This is a genomic window from Puniceibacterium confluentis, assembly GCF_007923445.1.
In the GTDB taxonomy this organism is placed as follows: Bacteria; Pseudomonadota; Alphaproteobacteria; order Rhodobacterales; family Rhodobacteraceae; genus Puniceibacterium; species Puniceibacterium confluentis.
Genome location: NZ_VOJI01000022.1, coordinates 1 through 14664 on the forward strand (window position 1 = coordinate 1; position 14664 = coordinate 14664).

A 14664-nucleotide genomic window follows, 5' to 3' on the forward strand; every position below is an offset into this window, starting at 1 on the left:
CTCCACGCTGCCGCTCAACACTCAAACCCAACCGGAAGATTCCAGATCAAACCGGCCCTAACCGCGGGGGAAGGTCAAGCGCCTCGGAGGATTGGTTGAACCGGAGATCCTCTTGTGTTCAGATCCTCAAATCAGTCCGCGACGTGCTGGTGTCGGACGGAATGGGCACATGCCCTGGCGGCAACGCGCGCGCGGCGGGTCACGGGACGGCGGCAGTCCGCCACCCTTGGCCGGCAACGGGCGCCAAGCCATTGACTTGACGGGGCACAGGCGTGAAGAGGCGCGGCAATGTCGCTAAGGGACAGGTTTTCCGCCCGTCCCGATTCTAGGATCACCGCGAAGCCCGCGCACAGTTACTGGAGAGCATCATGCTGCAAGTTCTGAGAAGCTCCTGGGCGTTGCTGCTGGGTATGTTGCTGCTGATGCTGGGCAATGGACTTCAGGGGTCTCTTCTGGGGGTGCGTGGCGGTGCGGCAGGGTTTTCCGCCTTCGAAATGTCAGTCGTGATGTCGGCCTACTTCGCCGGTTTCCTGTTCGCGTCCCGCATGACACCGGGGATGATCCGGCGTGTCGGCCATGTGCGGGTGTTCGCAGCCCTCGGATCATTCATCTCGGCCATCATCATCCTGTACCCGGCCTGGCCCAATCCCTGGGTCTGGGCCCTTGGCCGCGTCGCCATCGGCTTTTGTTTCTGCGGCGTCTATGTGACCGCGGAAAGCTGGCTGAACAATTCGGCCAGCAACGAGAACCGCGGCCAGGCGCTGTCGCTCTACATGATCGTGCAGACGGTCGGCATCATTGCCGCACAGGGTCTGCTGCTGATCCCGGACCCCAGCGGGTTCCTGCTGTTCGTGGTCCCGTCGGTGCTGGTGTCGATCGCCTTTGCGCCGATCCTGCTGTCGATCAGCCCGACCCCGGCCTTCGAGACGACCAAGGGCATGAGCCTGATTCAGCTCTACCACACTTCGCCGCTGGGGTGCGTCGGCATGTTCCTGCTGGGGGGCGTGTTCGCCGCCCAGTTCGGCATGTCGGCGGTCTACGGCACGCTGGCCGGGCTGAGCCTGGGGCAGATCTCGCTGTTCGTGTCCTCGTTCTATATCGGCGCCATGGTGCTGCAATACCCGTTGGGGTACCTGTCGGACCGCATGGACCGGCGCCGGCTGGTGACCGTCGTCGCTGCGGCGGGCGGGATCGCGGCAACCGTCGCGGTATTCTCGGCCAGCAATTACTATGTCCTGCTCGCGGCCGCCTTTCTGATCGGAGGCGCCTCGAACCCGCTGTATTCCCTGCTGGCGGCCTATACCAACGACTTCCTTGCCACCGAAGACATGGCCAGCGCATCGGCAGGGTTGCTGTTCATCAACGGCCTGGGCGCCATCTCGGGGCCGCTGATCACCGGCTGGGTGATGCAGCACGTGGGGCCGTCGGGATACTTCATCCTCATCGCGGCGCTGATGCTGTCACTGACGCTCTATGCGCTCTACCGGATGACCCGTCGACCGGCGCCCTCCGCCGACATGACCGGTGCGATGTCGCCGCTGTCGCCAACCGGTTCGCCGGTGGCCATGGCGGTGGCCCAGGAGATCGCGATCGAACAGGCCGAGGCCGCGGAAGAGGAGCGTGACGCCGCGGCCTGAGCGCGCCGTGGCTGCAGGGCAACGCTGTGACGATCTGACATGAAAAGTTACTGTGCAACACAACTTAACCTTATGTAACGTCCTTGAGACGACAGCCGAAAGTGGTGAAAGAGGAGGTCCGAAGTGACACCCGAAGACGTTTTGAAGTTCTGGCTTGACGAGGTTGGCCAGAGCGGATGGTACAAGAGCGATCCTGATCTGGACGCCGAGGTGCGCGCGCGGTTCGAAGAAACCTGGACCAACGCGATGGAAGGGCGTTTCGGCCTCTGGCTGACCTATCCCAGCGGGGCGCTGGCCTATGTCATCCTGACCGACCAGTTTTCCCGCAACATGTTCCGCGGCACGAGCCGGAGCTTTGCGTCGGACCGGATCGCTTTGGCGGCGGCAAAGCAGGCCATCGGGCGCGGGTGGGACCTGCGGATCGACGAACCGGCACGTCAGTTCTTCTACATGCCGCTGATGCATTCCGAGAACCTGTGTGATCAGGACCGCTGCATCCGGCTCATGCATGAACGGATGCCCGGGTCCGGTGCCGGCAATCTGCTGCACGCCCGCGCGCACCGCGAGGTGATCCGCCAGTTCGGCCGATTCCCGACCCGCAACGAAGCCCTGTCGCGCGGTCTCACCCGCAATGAACAGGCCTATGTCGCCTCGGGCGGCTATGGTCGCACGCTCCGCGAACTGCAGGAATCGGCCTGACGCCGGTCGACTCCGGCCATGCACCGACTTGAACGGACCCGGGGGCGCGTTTTCCCCGGGTCGCGTTTTGCACGCACCTCCCGGCAGGTAACCCGCGACCGCCTGCATGGGCCGGGAACCCCGCCGATGCCCGCAGCCACTCCGGGGCGTTGATCGCGGGCCGCTTGCCGTCAGGTGCAGACAGCGAAATCCGCGCCTCTTTCGGTCCGCCCTTGCAACGGGAGAGCGGAACGTCTGCCAGCTGGCGCTACCGCCGACACCCAGACCTTCCCGCAACCGGAAAGCAACTGTCCCGCTGCTCGACGCGGCAGGCATCCCCGGCTCTCCAGAGCGATGTCCGCCGCAGAAAATAAAAGCGCAGCGCCCGGCCGCAGTTCTGCCCACCCATCGCTCCCAGTCGCGCCGGAAGCGCTCACTGGAACCAGTGGCGACGCCTGCAAGCCGCTGCGGGCACTAGTCGCGCCGGTGTGCCGGATGCGGTGATTTCTGCTCTTTGCCAATACTCCGGGGGTGTGGGGGCTGGCCCCCACTTCGGTCGCAGGCTCAGTGCAGTCGGTCGAAAAACGCCGCCACCCGTGGCTGCAGCCAGTTCCACAGAACCGGGGCGCCGTCGGCGATCTTCGATCCGACCCGCGACAGCACCGTGTCATAGCCGACGTTGTAGCTCAGCCAGGAACCGCCGCCCGCTGCAAGGTTCTGGTTCGGCGCCTGATACCGGTCGAGCGACTTGGCAAAGCGGGCATCCGGCGTGGCATTGGCCTCGAACTCGTCCCAGAGCGCGCGCAGGTCTGTGCCCTGGTCGCCGGGAAGCAGACCGAACAATCGGGTTGCGGCCTCCGCCTCGCGCGCTGCCAGGGCCGCGGCGTCATGCGTGCCGAAGATCGGCGCGTCACCGGCATCGATCTCGACCAGATCGTGCAACAGCAGCATCCTGATCACCCGGGACACGTCCACCCCTTCGGGGGCATGTTCGCCCAGCACCAGCGCATAGAGTGCGACGTGCCAGCTGTGTTCGGCGGAATTCTCTTGGCGGGAGCCGTCGCCAAGCGTGGTGGCCCGCAGCACGGACTTCAGCCTGTCCGCTTCGCTCAGAAAGGCCATCTGGGCAGTGATCCGGTCGTCAGCCGACATCAGTCGCGGTCGCCCTGCTCTCCGGTTGCGTTGAAGCGTTCGAGAAAGGCGCGGCCGCGCCGGGCGGCCATGCGCACACGGATGGCCGTCAGGAAGGCCTCCTCGAGCGTGGTCGAGGAGGCGGCAAGCTCTTTGGCCACCTGAATGAACAGGCGGTCTTCGCCGGTCTTGTCCATGGCCGCCAGAGTGTCCTTGGCCAGTTCTTCGGCAATCTCCGTCACGATGGACATGCAGCAATCCCTTTCAGCGGTTTCCGGGTCAGCGGGTCGATTCGGTCAGGCGGCGTTTCACATAGTCCGTCACCGTGCCGATCATCGTGCCCATGTGCGGCTCTTCGAAGAAGTGCCCCGAGCCGTCGATCTGGTCATGGGTGATGGTGATGCCCTTCTGTTCCTTGAGCTTGCCGACCAGCGAACGGGTGTCCGCGGGCGGGGCCACGCGGTCGTTGGTGCCGTTGATGATCAGACCCGAGGCCGGGCAGGGCGCCAGGAAGGAAAAGTCATACATGTTCGCAGGCGGGCTGACCGAAACAAAGCCGGTGATCTCGGGGCGGCGCATCAGCAGCTGCATGCCGATCCAGGCACCGAAGGAGAAACCCGCAACCCAGCAATGCTTGGAATTGTTGTTCATCGATTGCAGGTAGTCGAGCGCCGAGGCGGCATCGGACAACTCGCCGACACCCTGGTCGTATTCGCCCTGGCTGCGCCCGACGCCGCGGAAATTGAACCGCAGCACCGTAAAGCCCATGTTGTAGAAGGCGTAATGCAGGTTGTAGACGACCTTGTTGTTCATCGTCCCGCCGAACTGCGGGTGCGGGTGCAACACGATGGCGATCGGGGCGTCGCGGTCTTTTTGCGGGTGATAGCGGCCTTCAAGGCGGCCTTCGGGTCCGGGAAAGATGACCTCGGGCATGGGGCGGGCAAGCTCCTTAACGGTGCCGGGAATTCTTGACGAATTCTCTCAAGCACCTTAGAACGGTTCTAAATCCGGATTGCTCCGGGATGCGCATCTGAGGCAGATAGGCTCAGATGCGATCAAGGTCAATCGGTCGGTTCGCCTGGCGTGGGTTTGCGCCATGGTTTTCAGGGATCAATGAGGTGTTGCGGTGAAGCTGAGTACCAAGGGACGATATGCGATGGCGGCACTGGTGGATATCGCGCTGCAGCCGGACGGGGCCCTGGTGACGCTCAGCGACATCTCGCGGCGCCAGGACATCTCGTTGCCCTATCTGGAGCAGCTGTTTGTGAAATTGCGGCGCGCGGAGCTGGTGGCTTCGGTGCGCGGGCCGGGTGGCGGGTATCGGCTGTCGCGGCCAACCCAGCAGATCCGTGTGGTCGACATTCTCGCGGCGGTGGACGAGACCGTGAATGCGATGCACCAGGGGGCCGGGGCCTCGGGTGGTCTGTCGGGCAGCCGGGCACAGTCGCTGAGCAATCGGTTGTGGCAGGGGCTGTCGGCCCATGTCTATGTGTTCCTGCACCAGACCCGGCTGTCGGATGTGGTCGAGAATGCCCTGGCGCCGTGCCCGGCGGTGCCGAACCTGTTTGCGGTGGTGGACGAGACATGAGCCTTTTCGCCGTCGCATCGCCTGACCGGCGCCGGAGTGAGGGGCCAGCCCCTCGCACTCCCCGGGATGTTTTGCCTCCAGAGACGGTGGGGGTGCTGTGAACAGGGTGTATCTCGACTGGAATGCAACGGCGCCGCTGCGGGCCGAGGCGCGGGCCGCAATGGTTGCGGCCATGGACCTTCTGGGCAACCCGTCGTCTGTGCATGCCGAAGGGCGTGCGGCCAAATCGCTGGTCGAGACGGCGCGCGCGCAGGTCGCCGCCGCCTTTGGCGCAGAGGGGGCGGATGTGGTGTTCCTGTCCGGCGCGACCGAGGCGGCGGCCCTGGCCTGTGCCGGGCGCGGGTTGCTGGGGGCGGACATCGAACACGATGCGGTCGTGGCCTGGGTCGATGCAGTGTTGCCGGTGGCGCGTGATGGCAAGGTGACAGTGGCCGAGGCCGAACGCTCGGTCCTGCAGGCGGCGAATTCCGAAACCGGGGTGGTGCAGGATCTGCCGCCGGGGCTGGCGGTGGTCGACGCGACGCAGGTTTTCGGCAAGGTGCCGTTTGCCTTCAACTGGGCCGGGTGCGAGATGGCGCTGATTTCGGCGCACAAGCTGGGTGGTCCCAAGGGGATCGGTGCGCTGGTGCTGCGGCGCGGAACAGAGCTGTCGGCGCAGATTCGCGGCGGCGGGCAGGAGATGGGACGGCGGTCCGGCACCGAGAATGTCATCGGAATCGCCGGTTTTGGCGCCGCAGCGCAGGCGGCGGCCCGCGATCTGGACGCCGGAGTCTGGGACGGGGTTGCCGAACTTAGAAATATTCTAGAAAAGACCATTGAGGCTTCTGCCGGAGATACTATTTTTGTCGGGAATACGGCGCCCCGGCTGCCGAACACCTGCTGCCTTGCCGTGCCGGGCTGGAAGGGCGAGACGCAGGTGATGCAGATGGATCTGGCGGGCTTTGCGATCAGCGCGGGCAGCGCCTGTTCCAGCGGCAAGGTGCGTGCCAGCCGCGTGCTTCAGGCGATGGGCTATGACGCGGCCACGGCGAGCGGTGCGATCCGCGTTAGTCTCGGGCCGCAGACGACAGAGACGGACGTGCTGCGCTTTGCCGAGAACTGGCTGCGCCACTACGAGAAATTCCGCGCGCGGGCCGCGTGACACAGAACAGGCGCAAAGAGCGCAAGACATATGAAAGAAGGGTCTGACATGGCAGCTTTGGACAATCCGACACGCGACAGCGGTGTCACCGTCAAGGATGGCGTCGACCAGGAAACGGTCGACAAGGTTCAGCAGGTCGGCGGCAAGTACAAGTACGGCTGGAACACCGAGATCGAGATGGACTATGCCCCCAAGGGGCTGACGCCGGACATCGTCAAGCTGATTTCCGAAAAGAACGGCGAGCCGGAGTGGATGACCGAATGGCGCATGGGCGCCTACAATCGCTGGCTGCAAATGAAAGAGCCGAACTGGGCGATGGTCGACTATCCCGAGATCGACTTTCAGGATCAGTATTACTACGCCCGCCCCAAGAGCATGGCGGAAAAGCCCAAGTCGCTGGATGATGTGGATCCCAAGCTGCTGGAAACATACAAGAAGCTGGGGATCCCGCTGAAAGAGCAGATGGTTCTGGCCGGCGTCGAAGGCGCCGATGCCGCGCCTGCGGACGGCAAGGTGCCCGAACGGAAGGTCGCGGTGGACGCGGTGTTTGATTCCGTCTCGGTCGGCACCACCTTTCAGAAGGAGTTGAAGAAGGCCGGAGTCATTTTTTGCTCGATCTCCGAGGCGATCAAGGAACACCCGGAGCTGGTGAAGAAGTACCTTGGCACCGTGGTGCCGGTGCAGGACAACTTCTATGCGACGCTGAACTCGGCCGTCTTCTCGGATGGCTCGTTTGTCTACATCCCGCCGGGCGTGCGCTGCCCGATGGAGCTGTCGACCTATTTCCGCATCAACGCCGAGAACACCGGCCAGTTCGAGCGCACGCTGATCATCGCTGACAAGGGCTCTTACGTGTCCTATCTCGAAGGCTGCACCGCGCCGCAGCGCGACATCAGCCAGCTGCACGCCGCAGTGGTCGAGATCATCATCGAGGAAGACGCCGAGGTTAAATATTCCACGGTGCAGAACTGGTATCCCGGCGACGAGAACGGCAAGGGCGGCATCTACAACTTTGTCACCAAGCGTGCCGACTGCCGCGGTGACCGGGCCAAGGTGATGTGGACGCAGGTGGAAACCGGTTCTGCCGTGACCTGGAAATATCCGTCCTGCATCCTGCGCGGCGACGACAGCCAGGGCGAGTTCTATTCCATCGCCATCACCAACAACCACCAGCAGGCCGACACCGGCACCAAGATGGTGCATCTGGGCAAGCGCACCAAGTCGCGCATCGTCTCCAAGGGGATCAGCGCCGGCGTGGCGCAGAACACCTATCGCGGGCTGGTGTCGATGCACCCCAAGGCAAAGGACAGCCGCAACTACACCCAGTGCGACAGCCTGCTGATCGGCGACAAGTGCGGGGCGCATACGGTGCCCTACATCGAGGTGCGCAACAATTCGAGCCGGGTCGAACACGAGGCGACGACATCCAAGGTGGATGACGACCAGATGTTCTATTGCCGCCAGCGCGGCATCGGCGAGGAAGAGGCCGTGGCCCTGATCGTGAACGGCTTTGCCAAGGAGGTGTTGCAGGCGCTGCCGATGGAGTTCGCCATGGAGGCGCAGGCGCTGGTGGCGATTTCGCTGGAAGGTTCGGTCGGCTAGGACGCCGGGACAGGACGGAAAGGGGGCCCGATGACCAGACTGCTGTTGCTTCCGGCCCTGCTGACCGGGGTGTTCTGCGCCGGTTTCGCGGTGGCGGTGGATTTTGCGGTGGGCATGAAGGGTCTGCTCACGGTGACGGGAATCTCTTTTGTTTCAGGGTTTTGCGGCAATCTGTTCGCGCAGATCGTGACCCGGGGCCGCAAGTGAGGGACCGCATATGTTAGAGTATCTGCTGGTCAAGTCGGCGGGTGTCGGCATGGGGATTTTTCTGGGATCGCTGATCGGTCTCGGGATCCGCAGTCGCAAGGGCAGGACCGAAGGTCTGCTGGCGGGGTCCGTGCCGCTGACGGCGCTGGCGGCGGGGCTTCTCGGGCTGGCTGTGATGATGGTGGTGACATACCTGGGGATGGAACGATGATCCTGACGACGACGCCCACACTGGAAGGGCACCGGATCACGGCCTACAAGGGCATCGTGGTCGGCGAAGCGATCATGGGCGCCAACTTCGTGCGTGATTTCTTTGCCTCGATCACGGATATCGTCGGGGGCCGCTCGGGCGCCTATGAATCCAAGCTGCAGGATGCCCGCGACACCGCCATGCGCGAGCTCGAGCAACGGGCAGCGGCCAAGGGCGCCAATGCGGTGGTCGGGGTGGATATCGACTATGAAGTGGTTGGCGAATCCATGCTGATGGTTTCTGTCTCGGGCACTGCGGTGGTGATCGACTGATGTCACAGATGGCCCTGCAGCGCCCCGAGCTGACCCTGCCCGAGCCTGAGGCCGCGCTGTTGCGCGCGTCTTATGCGCGGGCGGATGTCATCCTCGAATATGGCAGCGGCGGGTCCACGGTTCTGGCGTCGGAGATGCCGGGCAAGACCGTGTTCTCGGTGGAATCCGATCCGGACTGGGCGCAGATGATGCGCGACTGGCTGGCGTCCAACCCGCCCGCGCCGGGCACCGAGGTTGATATCATCTGGTCCGATGTCGGCCCGACCAAGGACTGGGGACGCCCGGTGGATGACAGCGAATGGCGCCGCTATTCGCGCTACCCGCTGCAAGTCTGGCAGCTCAAGGACTTTCGCCACCCGGACGTGGTGCTGGTCGACGGGCGGTTCCGCGAAGGCTGCGCTTTGGCGGCGGCCTTTCTGGCGGAACGTCCGCTGACGCTGCTGTTCGACGACTACGTCGGACGCCAGCAATATCATCAGGTCGAGGAGTTCCTTGGCCAGCCGGAAATCACTGGCCGCATGGCCAGATTCGAGATCACCCCGCAAGCCATACCGCCGAAGCGGTTGCTGCGGATCATGCAATTGACGGTGCGCCCCTGAGCGCGCGACCAAGGACTGAAAGAGGACGAAACATGTTGGAAATCAAAAACCTGCACGTGAAACTTGAAGAAGAGGACAAGCAGATCCTCAAGGGTGTCAACCTGACGGTCGAGGCCGGCAAGGTGCATGCGATCATGGGTCCGAACGGTTCGGGCAAATCGACCCTGTCCTATGTGCTGTCGGGCCGCGAGGGCTATGAGGTGACCGAGGGGTCCGCCACGCTGTTGGGCGAGGATCTTCTGGACATGGAACCGGAAGAGCGCGCCGCTGCCGGCCTGTTCCTGGCGTTCCAGTACCCGGTTGAAATCCCGGGCGTCGGCAACATGACCTTCCTGCGCACGGCGGTGAACGCCCAGCGCAAGGCGCGTGGCGAAGAAGAGATGTCGTCGACCGAATTCCTCAAGGAGATCCGCGCCCGTGCCAAGGATCTGAAGATCGACGCCGAGATGCTGAAGCGCCCGGTCAACGTCGGTTTTTCCGGCGGCGAGAAGAAGCGCAACGAAATTCTCCAGATGGCGATGCTGGAACCCAAGATGTGCATCCTGGACGAGACCGACTCCGGTCTGGACGTGGATGCGATGAAGCTGGTCGCCGACGGCGTGAACGCGCTGCGCTCGGAAGGGCGCGGGTTCCTGGTGATCACCCACTACCAGCGCCTGCTGGACCACATCCAGCCGGACGTCGTGCACATCATGTCCGATGGCCGCATCGTCAAGACCGGTGGCCCCGAGCTGGCGCTCGAGGTCGAGAACAACGGGTATGCAGACATCGTGACGGAGGAGGCGTAATGGCCCTGCCGCAAGCAAAACGGGATCTGACCGAAGACCGCATCGCCGCGCTGACGCTGCCCACGGGCGGCTGGAGCGACGGCCCGCGCGCGGACGCCCTGACGCGGCTGCGTCTGATGGGCCTGCCGACGCGGCGGGACGAATACTGGAAATATACCCGCCCCGACAGCCTGACCCAGGTCGAGACGCCGAAAGCCGCCGTCTTTGAGGGCGAGGAGACACCGATCTTCGACGAAATCGACCGGCTCAAGGTGGTCTTTGTCGACGGCGTGTTCGATGCCGACGCCTCGGATGATCTGAGCCTGGAGGGGCTGAGCATCGAACGGCTGGCCACCAGTCGCGCCGACATCCACTGGGCCAAGGATCTGTATGGCCGTCTGGAAACCAATGGCCAGACACCGGTGAACCGGCCGCTGGCAGCCCTGAACACCGCCTTTGCCACCGATGGTCTGCTGATCCATGTCACCGGCAAGGTCAGCAAGCCGGTCAACCTGATCTATCACCACGGATCAGAGACATCGGACGCGATCCTGCACCATGTGGTCAAGCTGGATGCCGGAGCCGAGATGACGCTGCTGGAAAACGGCCCGGCGGCGGCGCGGTTCAACAAGGTGATGGAGGTCGACGTGGCCGACACCGCCCGGTTCCACCATGTCCGCGCCCAGGGCCGCGACTACGAACGCCGCGCGGCGACGCATATCTTTGCCCGCCTGGGCAGTGAGTCCGCCTTCAAGAGCTTCACGCTGACCGTGAACGGTGTGATGACGCGCAACGACTGTGTCATCGAGCTGACCGGTGACGACGCCATCGCCCATGTGGCGGGGGCCTGCGTCGGCGACGGCGATTTCCACCACGACGACACCATCTTCATCACCCATGACGCGGTGAACTGCGAAAGCCGTCAGGTGTTCAAGAAGGTGCTGCGCAACGGCGCAACCGGCGTCTTTCAGGGCAAGATCCTGGTCAAGAAGGACGCGCAGAAGACCGACGGCTATCAGATCAGCCAGAGTCTCCTGCTGGACGGGGACAGCCAGTTCCTCGCCAAGCCGGAACTTGAGATCTATGCCGATGATGTGGCCTGCTCGCATGGCTCGACCTCGGGTGCGATCGACGAAGAGGGGTTGTTCTACCTGCGGTCGCGTGGCGTGCCCGAGGGCCAGGCGACGGACTTGCTGACCATCGCCTTTCTGGCCGAGGCGGTGATGGAAATCGAGGACGCGGCGCTCGCGGACGAGATCAATGCCCGGATCGAGGGTTGGCTCCTTCGGCGGCGCAGCTGAGGACGGGATGCCGGTCACCCGTGATATTGCGGCCTCCTATCGGGGGCCGGGTGCTGTCATGCGACGGCTGCTGGCGTCTGGCCCGCGGGAGGACCGCGCGCTTGCGATCCTCATGGCGGCCTGTGGGCTGATCTTTGTTGCGCAGTGGCCGGCCCTGTCACGGCAGGCGCACCTTGAGGGCCGCGAACTGAACGAGTTGCTTGCGGGCGCGCTGTTCGGCTGGATCTTTCTTGCGCCGCTGCTGCTCTATGGTCTGGCGGCGCTGAGCCATCTGGTCGCCAGGGCCTTCGGCGGCAGGGGAAGCTGGTACGGCGCGCGGCTGGCCCTGTTCTGGAGCCTGCTGGCAGCGACGCCGCTGGTGTTGCTGAACGGATTGGTGGCCGGACTGGTCGGGCAGGGCGCGGCGCTGACCCTGGTCGGTATCCTGTGGTGCGCTGTGTTCCTCTGGTTCTGGATCAGCTGCCTGCTGGCATCCGAGCGCCGGACCGGAGCGGTGTCATGAAACCGGGCGCCCTGCTGCAACTGGGATGGCACAGCGTCATTGCCCCGCGCGAGGTGGCGCGGCTTTTGCTGTCGCTGCGGCCCAGCCACGAGGTGTTGCTGCTGGGGTTTGCCCTGGTGGTGGTGCTGAATGCGCTGGTCTTTGGCGCTGCGACCCTGCTGTCGCCCTCTGCGGCGGGGACGGGTCTGGTGATGATCAGCCCGGTGATCTTTCTGCTCACCCTGAGCGGCGCACTGGGGGCCACGGTGCTGGCGCTGACCTGGACCGGCCGGGCGCTGGGCGGCAGGGCCCGGATCGAGGACATTGCCCTGTTGCTGATCTGGATGCAGGCACTGCGCCTGGTGGTGCAGGTCGCGATGCTGGTGATTGTGCCGCTGAGCACCGGGCTGGCGGCTCTGCTGGTGGTCGCGGCCTCGGCGGCGGGGGTGTGGATCCTGGTGCATTTTCTTGACGAGGCGCACCACTTTGCCAGCCCGCTGCGCGCGCTTTTGGTGCTGCTGCTGGGGGTCACGGGCACGGCCCTTGGCCTTGCTCTTTTTCTGTCCCTGATTGGGGCCACGACAATGGGACTGAACGGGTATGTATGACGTCACAGAAATCCGCCGGGATTTTCCGATCCTGAGCCGCAGCGTGAACGGCAAGCCTCTGGTCTATCTGGACAACGGCGCCTCGGCGCAAAAACCGCAGATAGTGATTGATGCGGTCACGCGGGCCTATTCCGAAGAATATTCCAACGTGCATCGCGGGCTGCACTATCTGTCGAACCTTGCGACCGAGAAATATGAATCCACCCGTGGCGTGATCGCGCGTTTTCTGGGGGTGGCGGACGAGGACGAGATCATCTTTACCTCCGGCACCACCGAAGGCATCAACCTCGTGGCCTACGGCTGGGCCATGCCGCAGATGCAGCCCGGCGACGAGATCGTGCTGTCGGTGATGGAACACCACGCCAACATCGTGCCCTGGCATTTCCTGCGCGAACGGCAGGGTGTGGTGCTGAAATGGGTGGATGTGGACAGCACCGGGGCGCTTGATCCGCAGGCGGTGATCGACGCCATCGGGCCAAGGACCAGACTGGTGGCCGTCACGCAGGTGTCCAACGTTCTGGGAACGGTGGTGGACGTCAAGGCGATCTGCGAGGGCGCACGTGCCAAGGGGGTGCCGGTTCTGGTCGACGGCTCGCAGGCCGCCGTGCACATGCCGGTGAATGTGCCGGACATCGGCTGTGATTTCTACGCCATAACGGGCCACAAGCTGTACGGGCCCTCCGGGTCCGGTGCGATCTACATCCGCCGCGAGCGCATGAATCAGATGCGCCCCTTCCTTGGGGGCGGCGATATGATCCGCGAGGTCCACAAGGACGAGGTGACCTGGAACGATCCGCCGATGAAGTTCGAGGCCGGCACGCCGGGGATCGTGCAGACCATCGGTCTGGGTGTGGCGCTGGAATACATGATGGCTCTGGGGATGGAGAATATCGCCGCGCACGAGGGGAAGTTGCGCGACTATGCCCGTAGCCGGCTGGACGGGTTGAACTGGTTGCAGGTGCAGGGCACTACGCCGGACAAGGCGGCGATCTTTTCCTTTACCCTCGACAGCGCGGCGCATGCGCACGACATCTCGACCATTCTGGATAAAAAGGGGGTGGCAGTGCGTGCCGGTCAGCACTGCGCCGGCCCGCTGATGGATCACCTCGGGCTGACTGCCACCTGCCGTGCGTCGTTCGGGCTATATAACACGCTGGAAGAGGTCGATGTGCTGATCGACGCGCTGGAGCTGGCGCACGAGCTGTTCGCCTAGCACCGCCGCGGCAGATTTCTGATTGCGAGCGCTGTGACTTTGTCCTATGACGCCGCTCAGGCACCCACGGCCCGGCTGGACAAGGCCGCACCGCCAGATGGCGCAAGGCAGTGGTTGCAAGCGTTGAAAGGTAAGATATACATCGGGATGTTGATGGCGGGACCGTTTCGGGTCTGCTATGAGACACCCGAAGTCAGATGGTCCCGTAGCTCAGCTGGATAGAGTGCTCGCCTCCGAAGCGAGAGGTCGCGCGTTCGAATCGCGCCGGGACCACCATCCTTTTCCAATCCGTTATGTCGAATGTTCACCTCGCCGAGGCGCGCGGCCCAGGACCGGGTCGGCTGGCTGCGGTGCGACCGCAACCGGGTTGTCCACATCCTGCTGCATCGGTGATATGGGTCCGGCAGGGCCGGGGGATCGCGTCGCGCTCGGGTAAACATGTGGAGAGCATGATGTTGCGAAAGCTGGTGTGCATCGGTGTCCTGTGCCTGCTGGGGTCTGCGACCTCCGGCCTGGCGGAATCCGCCAGCTTTCGGCTGCTGCTCGATGGCCGCGACATGGGCAGGCTCGATCTGCGGTCAAACGGGCGCAGCACCGGGTTTCAGGGCAGCCTTCTTGCGCTTCTGGACAACACGCCGCTGGGGCTGGCTGACGGCAAGTTTCAGAGCGTGTCGCAGCCCGCGCAGACCGCGGAAGGGCGCGCTGTGCAGCAGTATGAAAGCCACAGCGCCACCGGCCGCAAGAACCGGGTGATTTCGTTTCTGCTGGAAAATGGCCGGGTGGTTCAGACCGATGTCGCGCCGCCGGGCGAACGGACAGCGCTGTCCAACCCCGAAAAGGTCCCCGCCGGGGTGATCGACCCGGCGATGGCGCTGGACCGCATCGTGTCGGCCGGCACCTGTCCCGAAGCGTTGCGCTATTATGATGGTCGGCGGGTTGTCGAGATTTCCTTCACGTCGTCGGACGTCAACGGGCCCCGCCGGACCTGCCACGGCACGTACCGGGTGATCGCCGGTCCGGGGCATCTGTCGCCGATCCGGATCACCAGGCTCGGCATGGACCTTACCTATGTCTCGGGGCCGGACGGCAAGGTCTCGCTGGCGGAAATCGACCTGAAGACCGGTCCCTTCCGCCTGCAAATGCTGCGCTGAGCACCGACCGCCGCCGACCTCGCCGGACCGCGCCTTTG

At 64.2% G+C, this 14664-nt stretch carries 18 protein-coding genes and 1 tRNA gene; 16 read left to right on the forward strand and 3 right to left on the reverse strand.

Annotation, left to right across the window (positions count from 1 at the left end; genetic code table 11):
- Positions 1 to 368 precede the first annotated feature (368 nt).
- The gene (locus FOY53_RS18340; protein ID WP_146591583.1) at positions 369 to 1637 is read left to right on the forward strand and encodes an MFS transporter; all 1269 of its coding nucleotides are present in this window, start codon (positions 369 to 371) and stop codon (positions 1635 to 1637) included.
- Between the two features lie 123 nt (positions 1638 to 1760).
- The gene (locus tag FOY53_RS18345) at positions 1761 to 2336 is read left to right on the forward strand and encodes a DUF924 family protein (protein ID WP_146591585.1); all 576 of its coding nucleotides are present in this window, start codon (positions 1761 to 1763) and stop codon (positions 2334 to 2336) included.
- Between the two features lie 543 nt (positions 2337 to 2879).
- On the opposite strand, the gene FOY53_RS18350 is transcribed toward FOY53_RS18345, so the two are convergent.
- The 3 genes from FOY53_RS18350 to FOY53_RS18360 are packed head-to-tail and all read right to left on the reverse strand — an operon-like array spanning position 2880 to position 4379.
- The gene (locus tag FOY53_RS18350) at positions 2880 to 3467 is read right to left on the reverse strand and encodes an HD domain-containing protein (protein ID WP_146591587.1); all 588 of its coding nucleotides are present in this window, start codon (positions 3465 to 3467) and stop codon (positions 2880 to 2882) included.
- Positions 3467 to 3697 (reverse strand): hypothetical protein, encoded by a 231-nt coding sequence (locus FOY53_RS18355; RefSeq protein WP_146591589.1) that lies wholly within the window; start codon positions 3695 to 3697, stop codon positions 3467 to 3469. Before FOY53_RS18355 ends, FOY53_RS18350 begins: the two co-directional genes overlap by 1 nt.
- Before the next feature lie 28 nt (positions 3698 to 3725).
- Positions 3726 to 4379 carry an alpha/beta hydrolase gene (locus FOY53_RS18360; RefSeq protein WP_146591591.1) on the reverse strand — a complete coding sequence of 218 codons (654 nt, stop codon included), beginning with the start codon at positions 4377 to 4379 and terminating at the stop codon, positions 3726 to 3728.
- A 193-nt stretch (positions 4380 to 4572) separates the two neighbouring features.
- On the opposite strand from FOY53_RS18360, the gene iscR reads away from it, so the two are divergent.
- The 14 genes from iscR (at position 4573) to FOY53_RS18425 (ending at position 14626) form a co-directional block, all read left to right on the forward strand.
- Positions 4573 to 5034, forward strand: coding sequence for a Fe-S cluster assembly transcriptional regulator IscR (gene iscR, locus FOY53_RS18365; RefSeq protein WP_146591593.1), 462 nt, complete (start codon positions 4573 to 4575; stop codon positions 5032 to 5034).
- A 97-nt stretch (positions 5035 to 5131) separates the two neighbouring features.
- Complete coding sequence (locus FOY53_RS18370) at positions 5132 to 6175, forward strand: cysteine desulfurase family protein (protein WP_146591595.1); 1044 nt, start codon at positions 5132 to 5134, stop codon at positions 6173 to 6175.
- A gap of 48 nt (positions 6176 to 6223) precedes the next feature.
- Entirely contained in the window at positions 6224 to 7777 is a 1554-nt protein-coding gene (gene sufB, locus FOY53_RS18375) for a Fe-S cluster assembly protein SufB (RefSeq protein ID WP_146591596.1), read from the forward strand.
- 30 nt (positions 7778 to 7807) lie between these two features.
- Positions 7808 to 7984: a hypothetical protein gene (locus FOY53_RS23200; protein WP_186766661.1), complete on the forward strand. Its 177-nt coding sequence runs from the start codon at positions 7808 to 7810 to the stop codon at positions 7982 to 7984.
- Between the two features lie 10 nt (positions 7985 to 7994).
- On the forward strand, positions 7995 to 8195 hold the full coding sequence (locus FOY53_RS18380; RefSeq protein ID WP_146591598.1) for a hypothetical protein: 201 nt from the start codon (positions 7995 to 7997) through the stop codon (positions 8193 to 8195).
- Positions 8192 to 8506, forward strand: a complete 315-nt coding sequence (locus FOY53_RS18385; RefSeq protein ID WP_146591600.1) for a heavy metal-binding domain-containing protein — start codon at positions 8192 to 8194, stop codon at positions 8504 to 8506. The genes FOY53_RS18380 and FOY53_RS18385 overlap by 4 nt, the downstream gene beginning before the upstream one ends.
- Positions 8506 to 9105, forward strand: a complete 600-nt coding sequence (locus tag FOY53_RS18390; RefSeq protein ID WP_186766662.1) for a hypothetical protein — start codon at positions 8506 to 8508, stop codon at positions 9103 to 9105. Before FOY53_RS18385 ends, FOY53_RS18390 begins: the two co-directional genes overlap by 1 nt.
- 32 nt (positions 9106 to 9137) lie before the next feature.
- A complete protein-coding gene (gene sufC / locus FOY53_RS18395) occupies positions 9138 to 9893 on the forward strand; it encodes a Fe-S cluster assembly ATPase SufC (RefSeq protein ID WP_146591602.1) in 756 nt (251 codons plus the stop codon).
- On the forward strand, positions 9893 to 11173 hold the full coding sequence (locus FOY53_RS18400; RefSeq protein ID WP_146591604.1) for a SufB/SufD family protein: 1281 nt from the start codon (positions 9893 to 9895) through the stop codon (positions 11171 to 11173). Before sufC ends, FOY53_RS18400 begins: the two co-directional genes overlap by 1 nt.
- Positions 11174 to 11180: 7 nt before the next feature.
- Positions 11181 to 11675: a YIP1 family protein gene (locus tag FOY53_RS18405; RefSeq protein WP_146591606.1), complete on the forward strand. Its 495-nt coding sequence runs from the start codon at positions 11181 to 11183 to the stop codon at positions 11673 to 11675.
- Complete coding sequence (locus tag FOY53_RS18410; RefSeq protein WP_146591608.1) at positions 11672 to 12262, forward strand: YIP1 family protein; 591 nt, start codon at positions 11672 to 11674, stop codon at positions 12260 to 12262. Before FOY53_RS18405 ends, FOY53_RS18410 begins: the two co-directional genes overlap by 4 nt.
- Positions 12255 to 13475, forward strand: coding sequence for a cysteine desulfurase (locus tag FOY53_RS18415; protein ID WP_146591610.1), 1221 nt, complete (start codon positions 12255 to 12257; stop codon positions 13473 to 13475). The genes FOY53_RS18410 and FOY53_RS18415 overlap by 8 nt, the downstream gene beginning before the upstream one ends.
- A gap of 199 nt (positions 13476 to 13674) precedes the next feature.
- Positions 13675 to 13751 (forward strand) — tRNA-Arg (locus FOY53_RS18420).
- A gap of 176 nt (positions 13752 to 13927) precedes the next feature.
- Positions 13928 to 14626 (forward strand): hypothetical protein, encoded by a 699-nt coding sequence (locus FOY53_RS18425; protein WP_146591612.1) that lies wholly within the window; start codon positions 13928 to 13930, stop codon positions 14624 to 14626.
- The last annotated feature ends 38 nt before the right edge of the window (positions 14627 to 14664 follow it).

Excerpts from the sequence above, each read along its gene's own strand:
- FOY53_RS18340 (WP_146591583.1), top strand. The coding sequence starts at position 369 with ATGCTGCAAGTTCTGAGAAGCTCCTGGGCGTTGCTGCTGGGTATGTTG.
- FOY53_RS18350 (WP_146591587.1), bottom strand. The coding sequence starts at position 3,467 with ATGTCGGCTGACGACCGGATCACTGCCCAGATGGCCTTTCTGAGCGAA.
- FOY53_RS18355 (WP_146591589.1), bottom strand. The coding sequence starts at position 3,697 with ATGTCCATCGTGACGGAGATTGCCGAAGAACTGGCCAAGGACACTCTG.
- FOY53_RS18360 (WP_146591591.1), bottom strand. The coding sequence starts at position 4,379 with ATGCCCGAGGTCATCTTTCCCGGACCCGAAGGCCGCCTTGAAGGCCGC.
- sufB (WP_146591596.1), top strand. The coding sequence starts at position 6,224 with ATGGCAGCTTTGGACAATCCGACACGCGACAGCGGTGTCACCGTCAAG.
- FOY53_RS23200 (WP_186766661.1), top strand. The coding sequence starts at position 7,808 with ATGACCAGACTGCTGTTGCTTCCGGCCCTGCTGACCGGGGTGTTCTGC.
- FOY53_RS18380 (WP_146591598.1), top strand. The coding sequence starts at position 7,995 with ATGTTAGAGTATCTGCTGGTCAAGTCGGCGGGTGTCGGCATGGGGATT.
- FOY53_RS18385 (WP_146591600.1), top strand. The coding sequence starts at position 8,192 with ATGATCCTGACGACGACGCCCACACTGGAAGGGCACCGGATCACGGCC.
- FOY53_RS18390 (WP_186766662.1), top strand. The coding sequence starts at position 8,506 with ATGTCACAGATGGCCCTGCAGCGCCCCGAGCTGACCCTGCCCGAGCCT.
- sufC (WP_146591602.1), top strand. The coding sequence starts at position 9,138 with ATGTTGGAAATCAAAAACCTGCACGTGAAACTTGAAGAAGAGGACAAG.
- FOY53_RS18400 (WP_146591604.1), top strand. The coding sequence starts at position 9,893 with ATGGCCCTGCCGCAAGCAAAACGGGATCTGACCGAAGACCGCATCGCC.
- FOY53_RS18405 (WP_146591606.1), top strand. The coding sequence starts at position 11,181 with ATGCCGGTCACCCGTGATATTGCGGCCTCCTATCGGGGGCCGGGTGCT.
- FOY53_RS18410 (WP_146591608.1), top strand. The coding sequence starts at position 11,672 with ATGAAACCGGGCGCCCTGCTGCAACTGGGATGGCACAGCGTCATTGCC.
- FOY53_RS18415 (WP_146591610.1), top strand. The coding sequence starts at position 12,255 with ATGTATGACGTCACAGAAATCCGCCGGGATTTTCCGATCCTGAGCCGC.
- FOY53_RS18425 (WP_146591612.1), top strand. The coding sequence starts at position 13,928 with ATGTTGCGAAAGCTGGTGTGCATCGGTGTCCTGTGCCTGCTGGGGTCT.